Origin of the sequence: Achromobacter deleyi, from assembly GCF_013116765.2 — a bacterium.
Classification (GTDB): Bacteria; Pseudomonadota; Gammaproteobacteria; order Burkholderiales; family Burkholderiaceae_B; genus Achromobacter; species Achromobacter deleyi_A.
Genome location: NZ_CP074375.1, coordinates 2,856,916 through 2,878,117, shown reverse-complemented (window position 1 = coordinate 2,878,117; position 21,202 = coordinate 2,856,916). Strand labels below are relative to the sequence as shown.

Here is a 21,202-nt window from a genome sequence, read left to right as displayed (position 1 = left end):
CCAAAAAGCGTGGGAGAAGCGTGCAATTATTTTTGCGCTGAACTTAAAATCATCGCATGAATCGTATTGCCAAGCTTACGCCGGTCCCGCTGCCTTCCGGCCGCGCCGCCGGAATCGCCATGGCGGTGCTTGGCGCGGTCCTCTTCTCAGCCAAGGCCATCGTCGTCAAGTTCACCTACCGCTACGGCATCGACGCGGTCACGCTGATTGCCTTCCGCATGCTGTTCGCCATGCCCTTCTTCGCGGTGGTGGCCTGGCACCAGTCGCGCCGCGCGGCGCGCGGCGAGATCGTCGTCATGACGACCAAGGAACGCGTGCAGGTCTGCGTCCTGGGCTTGTTGGGCTATTACCTGTCCAGCTTCCTGGACTTCCTGGGATTGCGCTACATCACCGCCAGCCTGGAACGGCTGATCCTGTTCCTGTCGCCGTCGCTGGTCGTGCTGCTGTCGGCGCTCTGGTTCAAGCGGCCGATCGAACGCCGGCAATGGATGGCCATGGTGCTGTCGTATGCCGGCGTGGTGCTGGTGTTCGCCCACGACTTGTCCTTTGGCGGGGGCGGCGAGGTGCTGTTAGGGTCTTTGTTCGTTTTCGGATCCGCGGCAAGCTATTCTGTGTACCTGATTTGTTCCGGGGAACTGATCAAGCGGGTCGGTCCGACGCGTCTGGTGGCCTACGCCATGCTGGTGTCGTGCGTGGCCTGCATCATCCAGTTCTTCCTGGTGCATCCCGCGTCGATGCTGATCCAGCCCGCCGCGGTCTATGGCTATTCCATCATTCACGCCACTCTTAATACGGTGGTGCCGGTGTTCATGCTGATGTGGGCGGTGTCGCTGATCGGCGCGCCGACCGCGTCGCTGCTGGGCATGGTGGGGCCGGTGTCGGTGCTGTTCCTGGCGTCATGGTTCCTGAACGAGCCCATCACGATATGGCAGATGGCGGGAACCGCATTGGTGCTGGCGGGGGTGTTCGCATTGATGGGGGGCGGCGCCAGCGGGAAGGCGCCCGTCTTGCAAGGCGATGCGCAACCCCCGCGTTGAAGTCTGGGTTTCTGGGTTAATTCGCGTTATTTCCAATGAAAGGAGGCCAGCATGGCCAGCAATCTCGTCAAGGCAATTCGTATCGAGCAGCACGGTGGTCCTGAAGTTTTGAAGCTGGTTGAGGTGGAAGTTCCTCCGCCCGCCGCCAACGAAGTCACGATCGAGCAGCACGCCGCCGGTCTGAATTTCATCGATATCTATTTCCGCACGGGCTTGTATCCGCATCCGCTGCCGCACGGCCTGGGCTTCGAAGGCGCCGGCGTGGTGACCGCCGTGGGCGCCGACGTCAAGCACCTGAAGAAGGGCGACCGCGTCGCCTATGGCCAGAGCCCCATTGGCGCCTACGCCAAGGCGCGCAACGTGCCTGCCGCCCAGGTCGTCAAGGTGCCCAAGGGCATCGGTTTTGACGAGGCCGCCGCGTTGATGCTCAAGGGCTTGACGGTGCAATACCTGTTCCGCCAGACCTATCGCCTGCAAGGCGGCGAGACCATTCTGTTCCACGCCGCCGCCGGTGGCGTGGGCCTGATCGCATGCCAATGGGCCAAGGCCCTGGGCGTGAAGCTGATCGGCACGGTCTCCAGCCCCGAAAAGGCCGAGCTGGCCCGCGCCAACGGCGCATGGGAAACCATCGATTACTCGCGTGAAAACGTGGCCGAGCGCGTGCTGGAACTGACCGGCGGCAAGAAAGTCCCGGTGGTATATGACGGCGTGGGCAAGGACACCTGGGAAACGTCGCTGGACTGCATCGAGCCGCGCGGCCTGATGGTCAGCTTCGGCAATGCGTCCGGTCCGGTGGCAGGCGTCAACCTGGCCACGCTGAACCAGAAGGGCAGCCTGTACGTCACGCGCCCGTCGCTGGGCGTCCACGTGAACACGCTGGAAAAGCTGCAGGCCGCTTCCGAAGAGCTGTTCGACCTTGTCCTGAAAAAGAAGATCAAGGTTCGCATTGATCAGCGCTATCCGCTGGAGCAGGCGGGTGAAGCGCAGACCGCGCTGGCCTCGCGCAAGACCACCGGCGCCACGGTGCTGATGCTGGACTGATAGGCCCCCCGGCGCCGTCCGGCTCGCAAGCGGGCCGCGCCGGGCCCGGCACGCGCGCGTCGTCCGCGTCGTGCCGGGCTTTTTTTTGCGGGCACCGTGCGCAGAATGACAAATCGCCATGCACGGCCCGACAAGCCAGCCGCAGATGCCGTTGCTATTCTGGCTCCGACCCTTTCGTTGGAGCTCTGAATGCCTGCTGCAAGCGTTTCCACCGCCGGTCATGTCGAGGCCGACCGCCCCGAACTGGCCGCCATCCGCGAGACCATGCTCATCGATGGCAAGCCGGTGCGCGAAGGGCTGGGTGCGCCGATAGCCGTGCATGACCCGGCCACCGGGCAGGTCATCGCTCACCAGCCCGATGCCGGTCCGGTGCAGATCGATTTGGCCGTGCAGGCCGCAAGGCGCGCCTTCGATTTCGGGCCATGGCGCGATCTGCTGCCCGCGGGGCGCGAGCGCCTGCTGCTGAAGCTGGCGGACTTGGTCGAGCAGCACGGCAACGAACTGGCCCGGCTCGAAACGCTGAACAACGGCAAGCTGCTGGGCGTGGCGCAGGGCCTGGAAGTCGGGGCCGGCGCGCAGTGGCTGCGCTACATGGCGGGCTGGGCCACCAAGATCACCGGCGACACGCTGTCCCTATCGATTCCGTTTCCGCCGGGCGTCCGCTACAGCGCCCAGACCTTGCCGCAGGCCGTGGGCGTGGTTGGCGCGATCATTCCCTGGAATTTCCCCCTGCTTATGGCGATCTGGAAGATCGCGCCCGCCCTGGCCGCCGGCTGCACCGTGGTGCTCAAGCCCGCCGAGGAAACGCCGCTGACCGCGTTGCGCCTGGCCGAACTGGTGCTGGAGGCAGGTTTCCCGCCCGGTGTCGTCAACGTCGTGACCGGCCGCGGAGAGACCGCGGGCGCGGCGCTGGTCGCGCATCCGGACGTCGACAAGATCGCGTTCACCGGTTCCACCGAGGTGGGCAAGCTGATTGGCCGCGCCGCGATGGACGACATGAAGCGGGTATCGCTGGAGCTGGGCGGCAAGTCACCCGTGATCGTGCTGGACGACTGCGACGTCGATCGCGCCGTGCAGGGCGCGGCGGCCGCCATTTTCTTCAACCAGGGCCAGGTCTGCACGGCCGGTTCGCGCCTGTATGTGCAGAAGGGCCTGTACGCCAAGGTCGTGCAGGGCCTGGCCGATCTGGCCGCGGGCATGAAGCTGGGCTCGGGGTTCGATTCGGCCACGCAGATCGGCCCGCTGGTGTCCGCCCGCCACCAGAAGCGCGTCATGGACTATATCGGCATCGGGCGGGCCGAAGGCGGGCGCGTTCTTGCGGGGGGCGGCGTCGGCCAGGGCGAGGGCTATTTCGTGCAACCCACCGTGTTTGCCGAGCTGCGGCCGGATGCCCGGATCGTGCGCGAGGAGATCTTCGGGCCCGTCGTCGTGGCGCAGCCCTTCGACACCTTGGACGACGCCTTGCGGCTGGCCAACGACAGTACCTTCGGCCTGGGCGCGAGCCTCTGGAGCAACGATCTTGCCCGCGTCCACAGCCTTATCCCGCGCATCTCGGCCGGAACGGTCTGGGTGAACACGCACAACATGCTGGATCCGAACATGCCTTTTGGTGGGTTCAAGCAATCCGGCATTGGTCGTGAGCATGGCCGCGCGGTGCTGGACCTGTATCTGGAGAAGAAATCGGTTTGCATTGCGTACTAGAACAAAGATAGCGCGGCCCAAGCCGGGGGATACTAGCGGCCGCGTCATCATCAAACCAAGGGGAAATGGATGACAGGCATGACGGATGGCCGCAGGCGCGCGGCATTGTTGTTGGCATGCGCGGGCGTGACGCAGACGGCATGGGCGGGAGACCCCAGCGCGCGCGATTGGATACCCGCGCCGGTGGGCACCAACCTGATCGCCGGGTACGTGGCGGGGCTGCGCTCGTCCGGGCTGTACTCCGAAAGCAGGCGGGTGGACGGGGCCTCCGTCGACGTGAACGCCCTTGTGTACCGCCAGATGCACTACCGCGATTTCTATGGCAAGACGATGCAACTCGAATTCATCGTGCCGATGTACCGGACCTCAATGGACCTGCCGGGCATGCCGGGCGATCGCCAGACGGGTATCGGCGACGTCACCCTGGGATCGGCGATCTGGCTCTACAACAACGAACAGACCAAGACCTGGTTCGCCTGGGAGCCGTTCATTGTGGCGCCGGTGGGCCGCTACGACGGTTCGCGACCCGACGTGTCGCCCGGCAAGAACCGCTGGTCCACCATCCAGGACTTTTCCTTCGTGAAGGGGATAGGCGAATCCACCTATCTGGAAGCCATCGCGGAGGTGGAAATCTATGGCCGCAACACCGATTGGTACGGGCAGACGCTGAAGAAGGATCCTTCGTTGCGCTTCTTCGCGCTGGCCTCGACCAACCTGACGCCCGACACCTATGCCGGGGTGCGCTACCGCTATGAGACGGGCGGGCGGGAAACGTCCTCGGGCGAGACCGTCGCCACGCAGGCGCGCAACCACCAGCTGGCCGCCGAGCTGACTCACCAGATCAACGATGCCAACCAGATTCAGATGCAGTATGTCCACGACCTGAAGGTCGAGAACGGGCCGCGGATGCGTGGCGCGCAGCTGCGCTACGTCTATGCGTTCTAGGAAATCGGATCATGACACCAGGAGAATATCGATGAATGCGCTTCGTGCCGGATCACGCGCTTCGCGCGCTGGGCGATGGGCGCTGTGCGCCGCCCTGGCTGCCTCGGCTGGGTTTGCCCGCGCGGACCTGCCCGTAGAGGAGCTCAAGGGCGGCACCCGCCTGCCTCCGGCCACGCCTCACCGGCTTTACGTGATGGACGCCGTCTTCAATCACCTGGTCGACAGCCGGGTCAATATCTACGACGGCGACGCCATGAAATTCCTGGGGATGGTGCCTACGTCGTTCAATGGCCACATGACTGTGTCCGCGGACGGCAGGAACATCTATGTGATGACGACCTACTACGAGCGGCTCAACCGTGGCAAGCGCACCGACCTGATAGAGGCCTGGGACGCCGAGACGCTGACGCCCAAGTACGAGGTGCCCATTCCGCAGAAGCGCACACAGGCGCTGAACTACCGCAACTACCTGCAGCAGAGTACGGACGGCGGGCTGCTGTTCGTGCAGAACGCGACCCCGGCTGCCTCGGTCACCGTGGTGGACCTGAACACGCGGCAGTTCGTGGATGAAATAACCGCCACCGCGGGGTGCTGGAGCATCGTCGTCCTGCCTTCGCGTCCGCGCAGCTTCGCAAGCATCTGCGGCGACGGCGCGTTACTGACCGTCGACCTGGATGCGGCTGGCAAGCCGGCGGGCCAGCAGCGTAGCCAGCCGATGTTCGACCCGGAAAAGGATCCGATCTTCACGCACACCGAGAACCTCGGCAGCAACTTCTATTTCGTCTCCTACAACGGCAATGTCTACAGCGCGGACTTCAGCGGCCAGGATGCCGTCTTCGGCAAGCCCTGGTCGCTGCTGGACGCATCGGGCAAGGACCAGGCCTGGCGGCCCGGCGGCTACAACCTGCTGGCGGTGAACCAGGCGGCGAAGCGGCTCTATGTCGGCATGCATCCAAACGGCGCCGAAGGCTCGCACAAGACGCCGGCCTCCGAGATCTGGGTCTACGACCTGGACACGCGCAAGCGGTTGGCGCGCGTGCCGGGCCGCAACGCCTTGTCGATGTCGGTGTCGCAAGACGCCAGCCCCCGCCTCTACACCCTGGACGGCGGCAACGTGAACATCTATGACGCCGCACCGGCCGTGCCCGTCCTCAAGGGCACGATAGAGGCTGCGGGCGAGACCGCGCTGCAGGTCGAACCGCAACCGCGAGGCGCGCGATGAACGATCCCGTGCTGCTCTATGGCGCGAGCGCGGCGCTGGCCTGTGTGTTGCTCCTGGGGGCGCTGGAAAAGCTGAGGGACATGAACAGGTTCTCGATGGCCGTGTCGGCCTACCGGCTCCTGCCCGAGGGCTGGAGCCGCGCGTTTGCGTGGGCCTACCCGCTGGCCGAGGCGTTGGCCGGGGCCTTGCTGCTGGCGCCGTCGCGCCAAGCGGTGGGCGCGGAGTTGGCCCTGTTACTGCTGGCGACGGCCACCGTGGCGTTGGTCATCAACCTGCTGAGAGGCCTCCGCGACATCGATTGCGGTTGTGGCGGTCCGGCGTCTGGCGGCCGCGGAAGAGGCGGGCAGGCCGGGGGGCTGTCGTGGTGGCTGGTCTTGCGCAATGCGGTCCTGGCGCTGTGGGCGGCGCCCGCACTCCTGGCCGGGGCGGGCGGCTCGCGCGGCCTGCAATGGCTGGATGCAGCCGCCGTCTTCGGGCTCACGATGTGCGCAGTGGGTCTGTACTTCACGTCCAATCACCTATTGGCCTCGCATCTCAAGCTGCGGAGCCTTTGAAGGAGTTTCACATGGATGCCTTGATCATTTCCAATTTCCTGCTTTGGGGCGTGGTGCTGTGCCTAGTGCTGATCATCCTGGCGCTGTCCCGGCAGATCGGCGTACTGTACGAACGTGTCGCACCCATGGGCGCGCTGACGATGGACAAGGGCCCGGGTGTCGGCGAGGCTGCGCCGCGCTTCGAACTCGCAGACCTGCTGGGTCGCCGCATCACCGTTGGTGACCACGGTCAGCACAGCCAGCTGCTGTTCTTTCTTTCCCCGACCTGCCCCGTCTGCAAGAAGCTGCTGCCTATCCTGAAGTCGGTGGCCAGCACTGAAAACGCGTGGCTGCGTATCGTGCTGGCCAGCGACGGCGAAATGCCTGAGCACCTGGCGTTCTACAAGCAGGCCGGACTCGAGCGCTTTCCGTACTTGCTGTCGGCCGAGCTGGGCATGAAGTTCCAGATCAGCAAACTGCCCTACGCGGTGCTGATCGACGAGACCGGGACATTGCGCGCGAAGGGCTTGATCAACTCCCGCGAACAGCTGGAAAGCCTGTTCACGGCGAAGGAGCTGGGCGTGGCGTCGGTGCAGGATTTCCTGGCCGTCGGCACGCTGGAAGAAACCCGGATTTCCCGCAAGGAGAGCGGCAATGCACTGGCTGGATAAACTCGGAGAGCGCGCCACGCGCTCCGTCGCGCACGCCACGTCACGGCGCAGCGTGCTCAACCGCATCGGCAAGGTACTGGTCGGAACGGCCTTCCTGATGCCGGTGCTGCCCGTCGCGCGGTCGGCGCCCGCAGGCGCCAAGAAGCCGCAAATGGACGACACCGCCTGCGGTTACTGGCGCTATTGCGCGGTGGACGGCTTCCTGTGCTCCTGCTGTGGTGGCAGTACGACCTCCTGCCCGCCGGGCACCTCGCCTTCGGCGGTGTCGTGGGTGGGAACCTGCCACAATCCGCTGGACGGCAAGGACTATCTCATCAGCTACAACGACTGCTGCGGCAAGGCGGCCTGCGGGAGGTGCATGTGCGCGGCCGCAGAGCGCGAACGGCCCGGCTACCAGATGTTCCTGCACAACGACGTGAACTGGTGCATGTCCAACGAGTCCTCCATTTTCCACTGCACGACCTCCGTGATCGTGGGCCTGGCAAAGGCAAAGCCGAAGCCATGAAACACGGGGGGCGGCGGTCGGGCAGGGGCTGGCGATGGCGTTGCGCCGCCGCCATCCTGTTCTGCGCGACGCGCGCCGTCGCGGAAGGATCTGTCGCGCGCGATCCCTCGGTGGAGCCGTTGCGGCAGGCCGCCCGGGCCGACTACGTGTTGCAGTGTGCGGGTTGTCATCGCGTGGATGGCCGTGGCAGCAGCCGCCACGGCATTCCGGATTTCCGCAATTCCGTAGGCGCGTTTGTGCACCTGCCGGCGGGCCGCGAGTATCTGGTCCGGGTGCCGGGCGCCGCGCAATCGCAGCTCAGCGATGCGGAACTCGCGGCCGTGCTGAACTGGTTGCTGGACGCGTTCAGCTCCGCGCAGTTGCCCGCGGACTTCGCTCCCTTTGGCGAACAGGAGGTCGCGGCAGCCCGGAAACGTCGCTACGAAGACGTGGTGCCGGTGCGCCACGGGCTGGCGCAGGCATTGTCGGCGCAGGGATTCGACCTGGCCGACTATTCCTATGGCAGCGACCGAAAACCCTAGCCGGCGGGCACTTAGGGGTTGTCACCGATACTTCCCCCCGTCGCCCGATGCTACAAGAGGCTGCCTTCCGGAGTCGCCATGTCCCAATCCCTTTTGCGCAGCGCACCCAGGTATTTCCTGGATTGCGCCAGCTGGCAGGAAAGTGTCAGTGACACCTTCGTTCCCTTAGAAGTGTCCGCCGTGTTTCCCGCCCGCTTTCGCAACAGCGTGGCGGTGGACTCGCTGGGATGGATGCAGGTCAGCGAACTGCGCAGCAGCGCGCAGCGCGTGCGCCGCAGCAAGCTGCAGGCCGAGCAGTCGGTGGCGGCGGGCTACAAGGTGACGCTGCAGTTGGCGGGCCGCAGCGAAATCCGCCAGGCCAGGCGCAGCGCCTTGTTGATGCCCGGTGAATGGGGCATCTACGACACTACCCGTCCGTACGAGGTCGACGTGGACGACGGTGCGCATTTCCTCGTGATGCAGGTGCCCGGCAAGCATGTTGATGCCTGGCAGCCCTTCATGCAAAACGCCGTGGCTCGTCGCTTCAGCGCCCGCAAGGGGTGCGGACGCATGGCCATGGATCTGCTGCGCGTGGCGCTGACCGAACACGCGCATCTGTCGGAAAGCGCATCGCGCGATGCTGCCAACGCGGTCTTGCAGATGATGGGATTGGACATCAGCGAGCAGGCGGGCGCGCTGGCCGAACAGGACCACGCCGAGCTGCGGCAGGCGCAGTTGCGCCGCGTGCAGCAGCACATACTCGAAAACCTGCATGATCCGGAGCTGTCGCCCGCTAGCGCGGCCGCGGCCTTCCGGGTATCGCGGCGCTACCTGTACAACCTGTTTGCGCAAGCGTCCACCACGCCTGCCGATTTCATCCTCAGCGCCCGTCTGGAGCGTTGCCGGAACACGCTTTGCGATGCTGCGCAGTCTGCCCGGCCGATCGGCGACATTGCCTACCGCTTCGGTTTTTCGGATGCCGCGCGCTTCAGCCACGCGTTCCGTAAGCGCTTCGGCGTGTCGCCGTCCGAATACCGGCGCCAGGAACGCTAGCGCCCGCCATGACCAGTCAGAGCTGTTCCTCGTTGATCAGGTCTTCCTTGCCGTAGAACTTCACGCCGATGTGGATGCGTTCGCGGCCTTGCGAGCGGCGGTGGCGATTGGTGTCGCGCAGCGAATAGACGCAGCCGCAGTATTCCTGCTGGTAGAAGTTCTCGCGCTTGCTGATTTCGATCATGCGGGCGGAGCCGCCGCCTTTGCGCCAGTTGTAGGTCCAGTAGATCAGATCGTCGTAGCGGGCGGCGGCGCGTTCGCCGCAGCCGTTGATCTGGTTCATGTCCTTCCAGCGCGAAATGCCGAGCGAACTGGTGATGGTGTCAAAGCCATGCTCATGGGCGTAGAGCGCGGTGCGTTCGAAGCGCATGTCGAAGCAGGCCGTGCAGCGTTCGCCGCGTTCGGGCGCGTTTTCCATGCCCTTGACGCGGTCGAACCAGTTGTCCATGTCGTAGTCGGCGTCGATGAACTCGATGCCGTGCTGCTCGGCGAAGCGGATGTTCTCCTGCTTGCGGATCTCGTACTCTTTGACCGGATGGATGTTCGGGTTGTAGAAGTAGATCGCGTAGTCGATACCCGAGGCCGTCATGGCTTCCATGACTTCCCCGGAACAGGGCGCGCAGCACGAATGCATCAGCACTTTGCCGCGGCCGGCGGGCAGGTCGAGTTTGGGACGCACGAGTTCAGACATGGCTTGCAGGTAAAAAGGCGGAAAACCCCTTATTTTACGACGAGTTGCCGCAAACGGGCAGGGACGGCCGGGCAGGCGGCGCCCGCGCCCCGGTTCATGTCCGTCCGGCCCGCCGGTCAGCCCAGCACGGCAGCCCAGAGCTCCCTGACTGCGGCCCGCTCTTCCTGAAGCTGCTCGGGCGCCACCCGCGCCTTTTCCACGCCTTGCATGCGCAATTGATGCTGAACCCGGCGCAGCGTGCGGTAGGCGTCGCCGGCGCGCGAGGCTAGTTCCGTCGGAATCAGTCCGGCTTCCCCGGCCAGTCGCAGCAGCGCGATATTGCCCAGGTTGCGGACCAGTACCGGATGCGTGCCGGCGTAGCAAAGCACGAGATACTGCGTGACGAATTCCACGTCGACCATGCCGCCGCGGTCATGCTTCAGGTCGAACCGGTCGGTGGTGTTCGGATGGCCGGCGTTGATTTTCTCGCGCATCGCCAGGACTTCTACTCGCAGCGCGGCGGCATCGCGCGGCAGCACCAGGATGTCCTCGCGGATCTTTTCGAAGCGTGCTCCCACGCCGGCGTCTCCGGCGGCATGGCGCGCCCGGGTCAAGGCCTGATGTTCCCAGGCCCAGGCGTGCTTGTGCTGATACTGCTCGAACGCCTCCATGGACACGGCCAGCAGCCCCGCGTCGCCATCCGGCCGAAGGCGCAGGTCGACCTCGTACAGCCGTCCTGAAGAGGTCATGGTCGAGAGCCAGGACGACATGCGCCGGCCCAGTTTGGCGTAAACCTCGGCGGCGTCCTCGCGGGGGTCGTCGAACAGGAAGACCAGGTCCAGGTCGGAGGCATAGCCCAGTTCCTTGCCGCCCAGCTTGCCGTAGGCAATGACGGCGAAGCGCGGCACGGCGCCCTCGACCTTGTTCACCAGAGGCCAGGCGCGGCGGATGGTTTCGGTCAGCAGCAGGTCGGCCAGCGCCGACAGTTGATCCGCCAGCTTTTCCACCGTGAGCTCGCCCTCCAGATCCTGCGCCAGCAGCTGGAAGCTGGCCTGGCGCTGCACATCGCGCATCAGGTTCATCTGGCGTTCGATGTCCGGGTCGCCATCAGGCAGGCGGCAGGCGTCCAGATCCGCCGTCAGTTGCCGGGCGATCTGGGCGAAGTCCAGCGGCTCGAACAGGGTGCGCCAGTCGATCAGGCTGTCGAGCAGCAGCGGGTGCTGGGTCAGGTATTGCGCGGCCCAGGGGCTGGCGGCAACCATGCGAGCCACGCGAGCCAGCGTGTCCGGGTACTCGGCCAGCAGCGCCAGGTAGGCGCTGCGCTGAGCGATCTTTTCGATCAGGTCGAACAGGCGGACGGCGGCATCCCGCGGCGCCGGAGTCTGCAGCGCGGCGCGCAGGGCGGCGGGCAGCAGGGCTTCCATGCGCCGGCGGCTGCTTTCGGGCAGGCTGCGCACGCGGTGGCTGCCTGCAAGGGTTTCCGCCCGGCGCAGCAGGTCTTGCGCCTCGTCGCCAAACGCCTGCCGGATCTGGTCGGCCAGTTCGCTTTCAGTGTCGGGTTCGTCTTGTCCGGAGGCGGCCTCGGCGGGGCCTGCAGCGGGGGCCTGCTCTTCCTCGCCCATGCCCACCATGCGGAACACATTGCGGAAGGTCTGCGAGACGAAGGCGCGGTGTTCGGCCAGCGTGCGTTCAAAGTTCTCGGGGCTAAGGCCCAGCGCCGCGGCCAGGGAGGCGCGCAGGGCCGGGTCGCCCGGAAGCAGGTGGGTCTGCTCGTCTTCGCGGTATTGCAGGGCGTGCTCGGTGCGGCGCAGAAAGCGGTAGGCGTCTTCCAGGCGCCGCGCGTCTTCTTCGGGCACCAGGCCCGCCAGGCGTTCGGCATGCAGGGCTTCCAGCAGGCCGCGCTTTTGCAGCGCGGGCATGCGACCGCCCCGGATCAGCTGGGCAAGCTGCACTACGAATTCGATCTCGCGGATGCCGCCGTCGCCCAGCTTGATATTGTTGGCGCTGTCGATGCCGTTGCGCGCCATCGCGCGCCGCTGCCAGTCCTGGCGGATGCGCTCGCGCAAGGCGCGCAGCGCGGCCAGCGCGTCGAAGTCAAAATACTTGCGATATACAAAGGGGACGCGCAGGCTTTCCAGTTGCCTGGCTTGCACGGCGCTGTCGCTGCCCTCGAAGGCCTGCGCGGGCATCAGCCGCGCCTTGAGCCAGGCATAGCGCTCCCATTCGCGGCCCTGGCCGATCAGGTAGTGTTCCAGGGCGTCGAGGCTCCAGGCCAGCGGGCCGGAGTCGCCATCAGGGCGCAGGCGCAGGTCGGTCCGGAAAACCTGGCCATTGGCGTCCACTTCGGACAGCACCGGCATCATCCGCCGCGTCAGGCGGCCGTAGAACTCGTGGTGGCTGATGCGGCGGGGCCCGTCGGTTTCGCCTTCCTCGCCGTACAGCATGATCAGGTCGATGTCGGATGACACATTCAATTCGCAGCCGCCCAGCTTGCCCATGCCCACGATGAGCATCTCCTGCGGTTTGCCCGTGGCGGGGTCGCGCGGCACGCCATGAACGGCCGCCAGGTCGGCGGCCACGCTGCGATAGGCGGCAGCCACCGCGATGTCCGCCAGCGTGGTCATCGCGCCCACGACTTCTTCAAGGTCCGCCTGGCCCGTCAGGTCGCGCACGATCAGTACGCTGAAGACACGCTCGCGCAATTTGCGCAGCACCATGCGGCACGTTTCCACCGGCAGGATGCCGGGGGCGGCGGGGCCCGCCAGTTCGGATTGCCACTGGGCCATCAAGGCCGGCGTGACTGGCTGGCGCACGGCCTCCGCCAGCCAGGCGGCCAGATCCGGGTGGGCATCCAGGCGTCGGCGCAAATGGCCGGACCAGGCGAGGGCGGGGGCAAGCAGGGACGGATTGGACATGGTGAAGGGCGGCAGACGAATGAACGCGTTTCAGGTATAAGTGGGGACGATACTGCAAGACATATTCTCCTGCCCACTGATCCGTGTCTGTTTCAAAAAAAGTGCTCCGCTGCCTGTTCTGGGCTGCGCTGACCGTATATGGCGTCGTCGCCATCGGGTTTCTGGGCGTGCGCTACTGGGTCCTCCCGCGGGTGGATCAATGGCGCCCCCAGATTGAAGCCTACGCCAGCCAGGCGTTGGGCGCCCGAGTTACGATCGGCGCGATCCGCGCCAACTGGCAAGGGCTGAATCCCCGGCTTGACCTTGCCTCCGTCCAGGTCTACGACGACGAGGCTGCCCCCGTATTGACGCTGCCATCCGTCTCCGCCGTGCTCGCATGGCGCAGTATCCTTGCCTTGTCGCCCACGCTGGTGCGCTTGCAGCTTGAGAAACCGGAGCTGACGCTGCGGCGGGACGCGGCCAACCACCTTTGGGTTGCCGGTCAGGAAATAGACCTGAACACCGGCGATCACGAGTCCGACCTGAATCATCCGGGGTTGCGCTGGCTGGCGGCGCAGCGCGAACTGCAGGTCCGCGGCGCTACGCTACGCTGGCAGGACGAACTGCGCCAGGCGCCCGAGCTCAAACTGGAAGACGTCGATTTCCTGGCGCGCAATGGCAGCCTGTCCCATCGATTCGTATTGCGGGCTTCGGCCGGCGCGGCGCTTGCCCGCAAGATGGAGCTGCGCGGAGAGTTCAACCGCAGCCTGTTCGCCGCGGATGCGAAGAATCCTTCGAACTGGAGCGGGCAGCTTTATGCGCAAGTCGATGACCTGGAGCCGCTGGCGTGGTCGCCATGGGTCAAGGTGCCCGCGATTGCTGGCCGGCTGGCCGGACGGGCCTGGTGGCAGCTGGAGCGCGGCCAGTTCTCTCAATTGACGGGCGACGTCGCCGTGCGCGGCGTGGACTGGGCGGCCGCTCCGGACGGCCCGGCGGTGCGTGCGGGGTCGGCGCAGTTTCGCATTTCCGCGTTGCCCGGCGATTTTGTGCAGGTCGAAGGCTTGCCGCTTGCGCGCAGCGACGGCGCGGCCGATCTGGCGGTCAAGGGCGCGGTGCATCAGTTGCGCGTGACGCTGCCTGGCGTGTTCGAAACGCCCACGCTCGAAGCGCGCGACATCGAGCTGGACGCCGAGGTCAAGGGCCCGGATGCCAAGAACTGGTTCGTGGATATCGCCCAATTGCATGTGGTCAACGACGACCTGGATGTGCTCTTTCAAGGGCAATGGCAAAGTGCGGGCAAGACCGCGGCGGGCAGTGCCGATCTGCGCGGCACGATGACGCGCGGGGCCATGCCGGCCATCCATCGCTATCTGCCGCTGGAAGTCAACGCGGATGCCCGCGAATGGCTGGCCGTCGGCTTGCCCGCGGGCGAGATGCATTCCGCCGCCATTACGCTCAAGGGCGATCTGGACGACTTTCCCTTTGGCGCGCCGGGCGTTGCCGGCGAGTTCGTCATCGCGGGCGCCTACACCGGCGCCAAGGTCGACTATGCGCCGGCCCGGCCGCACAGCAAGGGTTGGCCGATGCTGGAAAACCTGTCGGGCAACTTCCGCATCGACAAGGTGAGCCTGTCGCTGGACAGCGCGGGCGGCGCCGTGGCGCACACCGGGCCGGGGCAGACCGTCACGCTGGGCGCGGTGACCGCCGCCATTCCCGACATGGAGCATGATTCGGAACTGGAGGTCTCTGGCGAGACCTCGGGGCCGGTTCCGGCCTATCTCGCGATGGCGGCGAATTCTCCGCTGGGCGAGCTGCTGGACGGCGCGCTGAACGAGGCGCGGGGCACGGGCGACTGGCGCATACCGATCAAGCTGAAAGTGCCCCTGCTCAATGCCGACGATACGCAGGTGCAGGGCCATATCCTGTTTTCTGACAACACCTTTACCTTCATGCCGGAGATGCCGCTGCTCAGCCAGATGCACGGCGATCTCCAGTTCTCCGAAAAAGGCGTGCAGGCCAAGGAGATCCGGGCGCAGTTCCTCGGCGGACCCGTCAAGATTTCCGGCGCCGTGGCGCAAAGCACGGACGTCTTGCGGTTTGACGGCACGCTGGCGGGATCGGGGCTGTCGCAGTTGAGCAATACGCCGTCCATGTCCCGCTTTTCCGGCAAGGCGGCCTATAAGGGCAGGCTGGGCTACCAGAAGGGGGGCGCCATTGATATTTCGGTTGAGTCCGATCTGGTCGGCATGGCGATCGACATGCCCGCGCCTGTCGGCAAGTCCGCCCAGTCTTCCCAGTTGCTGAAGCTGCAATGGGGGCCGGCCCAGGACCGCGGCGCGAAGAACCGGCGCTGGCTGACGGCCAGCCTGGGAGAAAACGTCAATGCGCTTTTCGAACGGGATCCCGGCGATGCCGCGCCGTCGTACTTTGCTCGCGGCGCCCTCGGCATCGGCCGGCCCGCCAGCTTGCCCGAACGAGGGCTGAGCCTGAACGCCAGCTTGCCGGAACTGGATATGGACGGCTGGGAGACCGTCGCCGACGGTTTCAACGCGCCGGCCGGCAAGGGCAAATCGGCGCCCAAGCCCATCCTGCCGCAGCCCGAGCGCATCAGCCTGGCCGCCGGCATCCTGCGAACCAGCGGCTATACCCTGAACGACCTGACGCTCTACGCCACCCGTCCCGGTCCGGCGCAATGGCGCGTGGACCTGCAGTCGCGCCAGGCGACGGGTACGCTGGAATGGCGCGAGGCCTCGGGCGCGATCGCCGGACAGATCACCGCCCGCCTGAAGCACCTGTCGTTTGGCGGCGAAGGCGACACCAACGAGGCCGACAAGGCGCTGGCGTCCGGCAATGACCTGTCGGATATCCCCGCAATCGATCTGCAAGCCAAGGAATTCCTGCTCTACGGCAAGAACCTGGGCGAGCTGCAAGTGACCGGCACGAATCTGGAACGCGGACGGCAGTGGCGCCTGGACAAGCTGTCCATCAATAACGATTCGGCCAGCCTGAACGCCACCGGCAACTGGCGGCTCGAGGGACCGGATCGGGGCCTGACGGTGGACGCCGCCGTCAAGTTCGAGAATATCGGCAATTTCATGAACCGGATCGGGTTCGAGAATGTGGTGTCGGGCGGCAAGGGCACGGTCCAGGGCAAGGCGACCTGGCGCAATCTGCCCTGGTCCCACAATATCGCCGACGTGGCGGGCGATGTGATCGTCAGCCTGGACAATGGCCGCTTCATGCACGTGAATTCCCGCACGGCGCGCCTTCTGGAACTGCTGTCGCTGCAATCGCTGCAACGGCTGGCGCGGCTGGATGTGAATCCGACGAACCTGTTGCGCGACGGATTTCCGTTCGACACCATCCGCGGGAACGTAAAGGTGGCCAATGGGATGGTGACCACCGAAGGCTACAAGATCAACGGCCCGGTGGCCGCCATTGTGCTGGCCGGCGGCGTGAACCTTATCGCGGAGCGCTGGGACCTGAAGGCAGTCGTCATCCCCAACCTGGATGCCAGCGGCGCGGCGATGGTGACCGCGCTGGCCGTCAATCCGCTGATCGGCCTGGGCGCCTTTGTCACGCAATGGCTGTTGAAGCAGCCACTGGCGCGCGCCATGACCATGGAATACGCCGTGACGGGCAGTTGGGACGATCCGCGCATCGATCCGATCGACGGGTCGGGCAAGGAGCCGGACAAGCAGACGCCCCGGCCGGCCGATTCGATGCCCCGTCGCATGCCCGATTTCATCGAGCACTGATAAAAAAACCGCCCATGCAGGGCGGTTTTTTGTTGGGTGCGAGACCCGCTTACTTCTTCTTCATCATGTCGAAGAATTCGGCGTTGGTCTTGGTGGCGCGCATCTTGTCCAGGATGAATTCCATGGATTGGACTTCGTCCATGTCGTGGATGAACTTGCGCAGCACCCAGACCTTCTGGAGCAGGTCGGGGGCGATCAGCAGCTCTTCGCGGCGGGTGCCCGACTTGTTCAGGTTGATCGACGGGTAGACGCGCTTTTCGGCCAGACGGCGCTCAAGGTGGACTTCGGAGTTGCCCGTACCCTTGAATTCTTCATAGATGACTTCATCCATGCGGCTGCCGGTTTCGATCAGCGCGGTGCCCAGGATGGTCAGCGAACCGCCTTCTTCCAGGTTGCGGGCCGCGCCGAAGAAGCGCTTGGGACGCTGCAGGGCATTGGCGTCCACGCCGCCGGTCAGCACCTTGCCGGAGGCCGGCACCACGGTGTTGTAGGCGCGGGCCAGACGGGTGATCGAGTCCAGCAGGATCACGACGTCTTTCTTCATTTCGACCAGGCGCTTGGCCTTTTCGATGACCATTTCGGCCACTTGCACGTGACGGGTGGCGGGTTCGTCGAAGGTCGACGCCACCACTTCGCCACGCACCGTGCGTTGCATTTCCGTCACTTCCTCGGGGCGCTCGTCGACCAGCAGGACGATCATGACCGCGTCGGGGTAGTTGGTGGTGATGGCGTGCGCAATGTGCTGCATCATCACCGTCTTGCCGGACTTGGGGCTGGCGACGATCAGGCCGCGCTGGCCCATGCCGATGGGGGCGAAGACGTCAAGAATGCGGCCCGTGAGGTTCTCTTCGCTCTTGATGTCGCGTTCCAGGCGCATGGTCCGGTTCGGATGCAGCGGCGTCAGGTTTTCGAACATGATGCGATGCTTGATCGCTTCGGGGGCCACGCCGTTGACCTTGTCCACCTTCACCAGGGCGAAATAGCGCTCGCCATCCTTGGGCGTGCGCACTTCACCTTCGATGGAGTCGCCGGTGTGCAGGTTGAAACGGCGGATCTGCGACGGCGAGATGTAGATGTCGTCGGTGCTGGCCAGATACGAGGTCTCGGGCGAGCGCAGGAAACCAAAGCCGTCGGGCAAGACTTCCAGAACGCCGTCGCCGAAGATCTGCTCGCCTTGCTTGGCGCGCCGCTTCATGATGGCGAACATCAATTCCTGCTTGCGCAGGCGGTTGGCGTTCTCGATTTCCAGGCCAGCGGCCATTTCGAGCAGCTGCGAGACGTGCAGCGCCTTCAGTTCGTTGAGGTGCATCGCGGTGAGTTTTGGGGGAAAAGTAAAGGAGGGCTCTGGCGGCGCGCCACGGACGGGCTCGCGCGGTACTGAATGAGCGCCGCCTCCATGGCGGCGCCTTCGTTCACAGCACGCAGTTTACAACGCGCCGTCCAGGAATGCGGTGAGTTGCGACTTCGACAGCGCGCCAACTTTGGTGGCGGCGGCTTGGCCGTCTTTAAAGAGCATAAGGGTAGGAATGCCGCGGATGCCGTATTTGGTGGCGGTACCCTGGTTTTCGTCCACGTTCAGCTTCGCGATCGTCAGGCGACCTGCGTACTCGGTGGCGACCTCTTCCAGGATCGGGGCAATCATCTTGCAGGGGCCACACCAGGCAGCCCAGTAGTCCACCAGCACCGGCTGGCCGGATTTCAACACATCGGCATCGAAGCTCGCGTCACTGACGTTCTTGATTTGGTCGCTCATGATGGTGATTCTCGGTTCGGCAGCAAAAGGCGCGTGAAAGACGCGCCTTGCCGTTGTTCTTGTTTGTGGAATGGACTAAAGCATACCACTGTCAATAACAACAGGCATACCACTGTTAATAACAACAGGGTTTGCAGGATTTGTGTAGGATGTTGCGGCGCAGCTGTCGTGATCCGGGGCATCCAACCCTGGGGCGCTGGCTGTGACTGTCATCATCCTACCGAATTCGGAGCTGGTCAGGTCGTGCGCATCCCACCCGGAGCCGCGCAGAATCTAGGCTTATCCGTAAAATGTCGGTTTTTTTCCACAGATGTTGGGGATAACTTGGCCACTCCACGTTACACCGAGGCGTCCATTCGGGTCCTGAAGGGACTGGAGCCCGTGCGCCAGCGCCCGGGCATGTACACCCGCACCGAAAACCCCCTGCACGTCGTGCAGGAGGTCATTGATAACGCCGCAGACGAGGCCTTGGCCGGCTACGGCAAACAGATTCAGGTCACGCTGCATATAGATGGCAGCGTGTCCGTCGAGGACGACGGGCGGGGTATCCCCGTCGGCCTGCACCCTGAAGAGCACGCTCCCGTCGTGGAGCTGGTGTTCACGCGCCTGCACGCGGGCGGCAAGTTCGACAAGGCAGGCGGCGGCGCCTACGCCTTTTCCGGCGGCCTGCACGGCGTGGGCGTCTCCGTCACCAATGCGCTGGCCACCCGGCTGGAAGTCGTGGTCTGGCGGGATGGGGCGGTAAATCGCCTGGTTTTCAAGGGCGGCGACGTTGCCGAGCCCCTGGCCCCCTACGACCAGGGCGGCCGCAAGAAGTCCGGCACGCGAGTGCGCGTCTGGCCGGACCCCAAGTATTTCGACAGCCCCAACATTCCGCTGGGCGAGCTGACCCACCTGATGCGCAGCAAGGCGGTGTTGCTGCCCGGCGTGAAGGTCTCGCTCGTCAACGAGAAAACCGGGGACACCAAGACCTGGCAGTACCAGGACGGCTTGCGCGGCTATCTGGCCGAGGCGCTGTCCGGCGCCGAGTTGATGGTGCCGTTCTTCGAAGGCGAGCAATATGCCGGCGCCGACCACGAGAACTTCGCCGAAGGCGAGGGCGCCCAATGGGTGGTGGCCTGGACGGAAGACGGCAACGCGGTGCGCGAGTCCTACGTCAACCTCATCCCCACGCCGGCCGGCGGCACCCATGAATCCGGGCTGCGCGAAGGCCTGTTCGGCGCGGTCAAGGGCTTTGCCGAACTGCACAGCCTCTTGCCCAAGGGCGTGAAGCTGCTGCCCGAAGACGTGTTCGCCCGCGCCAGCTTCGTGCTGTCGGCCAAGGTACTGGATCCGCAATTCCAGGGCCAGATCAAGGAACGGCTGAACAGCCGCGACGCCGTGCGCCTGGTGGGCGGGTTCGCCAAGAGCGCGCTGGATCTATGGCTGCACAGCAACGTTGAATACGGCAAGAAGCTGGCCGAGCTGGCCATACGCCAGGCGCAGGCGCGTCAGCGTTCGGCCCAGAAGGTCGAAAAGCGCAAGAGCTCCGGCGTGGCCGTGCTGCCGGGCAAGCTGACCGATTGCGAGTCCAGCGACGCGTCGCGCACCGAAGTGTTCCTGGTCGAGGGCGACTCGGCCGGCGGTTCGGCCAAGATGGGTCGCGACAAGGAATTCCAGGCCATCCTGCCGCTGCGCGGCAAGGTGCTGAATTCCTGGGAAGTGGACCGCGACCGGCTCTTTGCCAACAACGAAATCCATGACATTTCGGTTGCCATTGGCGTGGATCCCCACGGCCCCGGCGATACGCCGGACCTGTCGGGCCTGCGCTACGGCCGCATCTGCATCCTGTCCGACGCCGACGTCGACGGATCGCACATCCAGGTGTTGCTGCTGACGCTGTTCTACAAGCACTTCCCCAAGCTGGTCGAGGCCGGAAACGTCTATGTGGCCAAGCCGCCGCTGTTCCGCCTGGACGTGCCGGCCCAGGGCAAGCGCCCGGCCCGCAAGATCTATTGCCTGGACGAAGGCGAACTGGAGGCCGCGCAGGACAAGCTGCGCAAGGAAGGCGTGCGCGAAGGTGCCTGGGCCGTCAGCCGGTTCAAGGGCCTGGGTGAAATGAATCCCGAGCAGTTGTGGGAAACCACCATGAATCCGGACACGCGCCGTCTGCTGCCCGTGGGCTACGGGGACCAGAGCCCCGCGGACACCACCCGCATGTTCGACATGCTGATGGGCAAGGGCGAGTCCTCGCAACGCCGCGCCTGGATCGAAGAGAAGGGCAACCTGGCGGAGCTCGATATCTGATGACGCCATCCGCGCCCGGGCAAGCCCGCATGACCGTCGACCTGACGGCCGACGATTACGCGAACTTCGCCGCCTATGTGTACAAGCGGCCAGAGCTGCGCCGCCGCCGCTACCGGTCCCACCTGCGCTTCGCGGTCCTGATGATCGTGGCCTTGATGGCCTATCTGATCTGGCAGACCTGGGACGACAAGGGGCCGAACTGGGGCCTGCTGCTGCCGGTGTACTTCCAGGGACTGGCGGTGGGCCTGGGCATCCTGGCCGTGCTGGCGCTGGCGTATGAATACGTGCTGCCCGCGCTTGTGAAAATGAACACGCGGCGCATGCTGGCCAAGCAGCCGGACACGCTGTTCCTGGGCCGGCACCAGCTGGACTTCGGACCCGACGGCGTGTCGGACTCCACGGCCACCGCCACCGGGCGCATGGATTGGGCCGACGTGCGGCGGGTCGAGGAGACCCCGGAGCACCTGTACGTCATTCTTGGCACCTTGCAGGGTGTGATCATCCCCAAGCGCGGGCAGGACGCCGCCACGCTGGATGCGGTGCGCGCCCAGTTGCGCGCGCACGTCGCCGATACGCAACTGGTTCCGTCCGCGCAGGCGCTTTGACGCCGTTTCGATGAAATTGTCTACCTGA

General features: G+C 65.2%; 17 protein-coding genes. 13 read left to right on the top strand and 4 right to left on the bottom strand.

All coding sequences use genetic code 11. From position 1 onward, the window contains the following. Positions 1-56 precede the first annotated feature (56 nt). The 10 genes from HLG70_RS12855 (at position 57) to HLG70_RS12810 (ending at position 9,208) form a co-directional block, all read left to right on the top strand. Positions 57-1,037, top strand: a complete 981-nt coding sequence (locus tag HLG70_RS12855) for a DMT family transporter (RefSeq protein WP_171664016.1) — start codon at positions 57-59, stop codon at positions 1,035-1,037. A gap of 51 nt (positions 1,038-1,088) precedes the next feature. Next, entirely contained in the window at positions 1,089-2,078 is a 990-nt protein-coding gene (locus HLG70_RS12850; protein WP_171664017.1) for a quinone oxidoreductase family protein, read from the top strand. A gap of 189 nt (positions 2,079-2,267) precedes the next feature. Then, positions 2,268-3,779, top strand: coding sequence for a phenylacetaldehyde dehydrogenase StyD (styD, locus tag HLG70_RS12845; protein ID WP_171664018.1), 1,512 nt, complete (start codon positions 2,268-2,270; stop codon positions 3,777-3,779). Between the two features lie 69 nt (positions 3,780-3,848). Then, on the top strand, positions 3,849-4,724 hold the full coding sequence (locus HLG70_RS12840; RefSeq protein ID WP_171664019.1) for a transporter: 876 nt from the start codon (positions 3,849-3,851) through the stop codon (positions 4,722-4,724). 31 nt (positions 4,725-4,755) lie between these two features. After that, positions 4,756-5,946 (top strand): amine dehydrogenase large subunit, encoded by a 1,191-nt coding sequence (locus tag HLG70_RS12835; RefSeq protein ID WP_171664020.1) that lies wholly within the window; start codon positions 4,756-4,758, stop codon positions 5,944-5,946. Beyond that, positions 5,943-6,500, top strand: coding sequence for a MauE/DoxX family redox-associated membrane protein (locus HLG70_RS12830; RefSeq protein ID WP_171664021.1), 558 nt, complete (start codon positions 5,943-5,945; stop codon positions 6,498-6,500). Before HLG70_RS12835 ends, HLG70_RS12830 begins: the two co-directional genes overlap by 4 nt. Before the next feature lie 11 nt (positions 6,501-6,511). After that, on the top strand, positions 6,512-7,150 hold the full coding sequence (gene mauD, locus HLG70_RS12825; protein ID WP_171664022.1) for a methylamine dehydrogenase accessory protein MauD: 639 nt from the start codon (positions 6,512-6,514) through the stop codon (positions 7,148-7,150). Further along, positions 7,134-7,655, top strand: a complete 522-nt coding sequence (locus HLG70_RS12820; RefSeq protein ID WP_171664023.1) for a methylamine dehydrogenase light chain — start codon at positions 7,134-7,136, stop codon at positions 7,653-7,655. Before mauD ends, HLG70_RS12820 begins: the two co-directional genes overlap by 17 nt. Further along, positions 7,652-8,176 (top strand): c-type cytochrome, encoded by a 525-nt coding sequence (locus tag HLG70_RS12815; protein WP_171664024.1) that lies wholly within the window; start codon positions 7,652-7,654, stop codon positions 8,174-8,176. The genes HLG70_RS12820 and HLG70_RS12815 overlap by 4 nt, the downstream gene beginning before the upstream one ends. 78 nt (positions 8,177-8,254) lie before the next feature. Then, a complete protein-coding gene (locus tag HLG70_RS12810; RefSeq protein ID WP_171664025.1) occupies positions 8,255-9,208 on the top strand; it encodes a helix-turn-helix domain-containing protein in 954 nt (317 codons plus the stop codon). Between the two features lie 16 nt (positions 9,209-9,224). Here HLG70_RS12810 and HLG70_RS12805 read toward each other — a convergent pair whose 3' ends face one another. Together HLG70_RS12805 and glnE are read right to left on the bottom strand one after the other, a co-directional pair. Continuing rightward, the gene (locus HLG70_RS12805; RefSeq protein ID WP_171664026.1) at positions 9,225-9,899 is read right to left on the bottom strand and encodes an epoxyqueuosine reductase QueH; all 675 of its coding nucleotides are present in this window, start codon (positions 9,897-9,899) and stop codon (positions 9,225-9,227) included. Positions 9,900-10,015: 116 nt separating this feature from the next. Then, positions 10,016-12,793: a bifunctional [glutamate--ammonia ligase]-adenylyl-L-tyrosine phosphorylase/[glutamate--ammonia-ligase] adenylyltransferase gene (gene glnE / locus HLG70_RS12800; RefSeq protein WP_171664027.1), complete on the bottom strand. Its 2,778-nt coding sequence runs from the start codon at positions 12,791-12,793 to the stop codon at positions 10,016-10,018. Between the two features lie 101 nt (positions 12,794-12,894). Between glnE and HLG70_RS12795 the strand changes: the two genes are divergently transcribed. Next, positions 12,895-16,530 carry a YhdP family protein gene (locus HLG70_RS12795; RefSeq protein WP_171664028.1) on the top strand — a complete coding sequence of 1,212 codons (3,636 nt, stop codon included), beginning with the start codon at positions 12,895-12,897 and terminating at the stop codon, positions 16,528-16,530. A 49-nt stretch (positions 16,531-16,579) separates the two neighbouring features. On the opposite strand, the gene rho is transcribed toward HLG70_RS12795, so the two are convergent. Next, a complete protein-coding gene (rho, locus tag HLG70_RS12790) occupies positions 16,580-17,839 on the bottom strand; it encodes a transcription termination factor Rho (protein ID WP_006218533.1) in 1,260 nt (419 codons plus the stop codon). Between the two features lie 117 nt (positions 17,840-17,956). Further along, on the bottom strand, positions 17,957-18,283 hold the full coding sequence (gene trxA / locus HLG70_RS12785) for a thioredoxin TrxA (protein ID WP_006218534.1): 327 nt from the start codon (positions 18,281-18,283) through the stop codon (positions 17,957-17,959). A gap of 324 nt (positions 18,284-18,607) precedes the next feature. Between trxA and parE the strand changes: the two genes are divergently transcribed. Both parE and HLG70_RS12775 read left to right on the top strand, forming a co-directional pair. Further along, a complete protein-coding gene (gene parE / locus HLG70_RS12780) occupies positions 18,608-20,569 on the top strand; it encodes a DNA topoisomerase IV subunit B (protein ID WP_171664029.1) in 1,962 nt (653 codons plus the stop codon). Next, complete coding sequence (locus HLG70_RS12775) at positions 20,569-21,174, top strand: YcxB family protein (protein WP_171664030.1); 606 nt, start codon at positions 20,569-20,571, stop codon at positions 21,172-21,174. The genes parE and HLG70_RS12775 overlap by 1 nt, the downstream gene beginning before the upstream one ends. Positions 21,175-21,202: the final 28 nt, after the last annotated feature.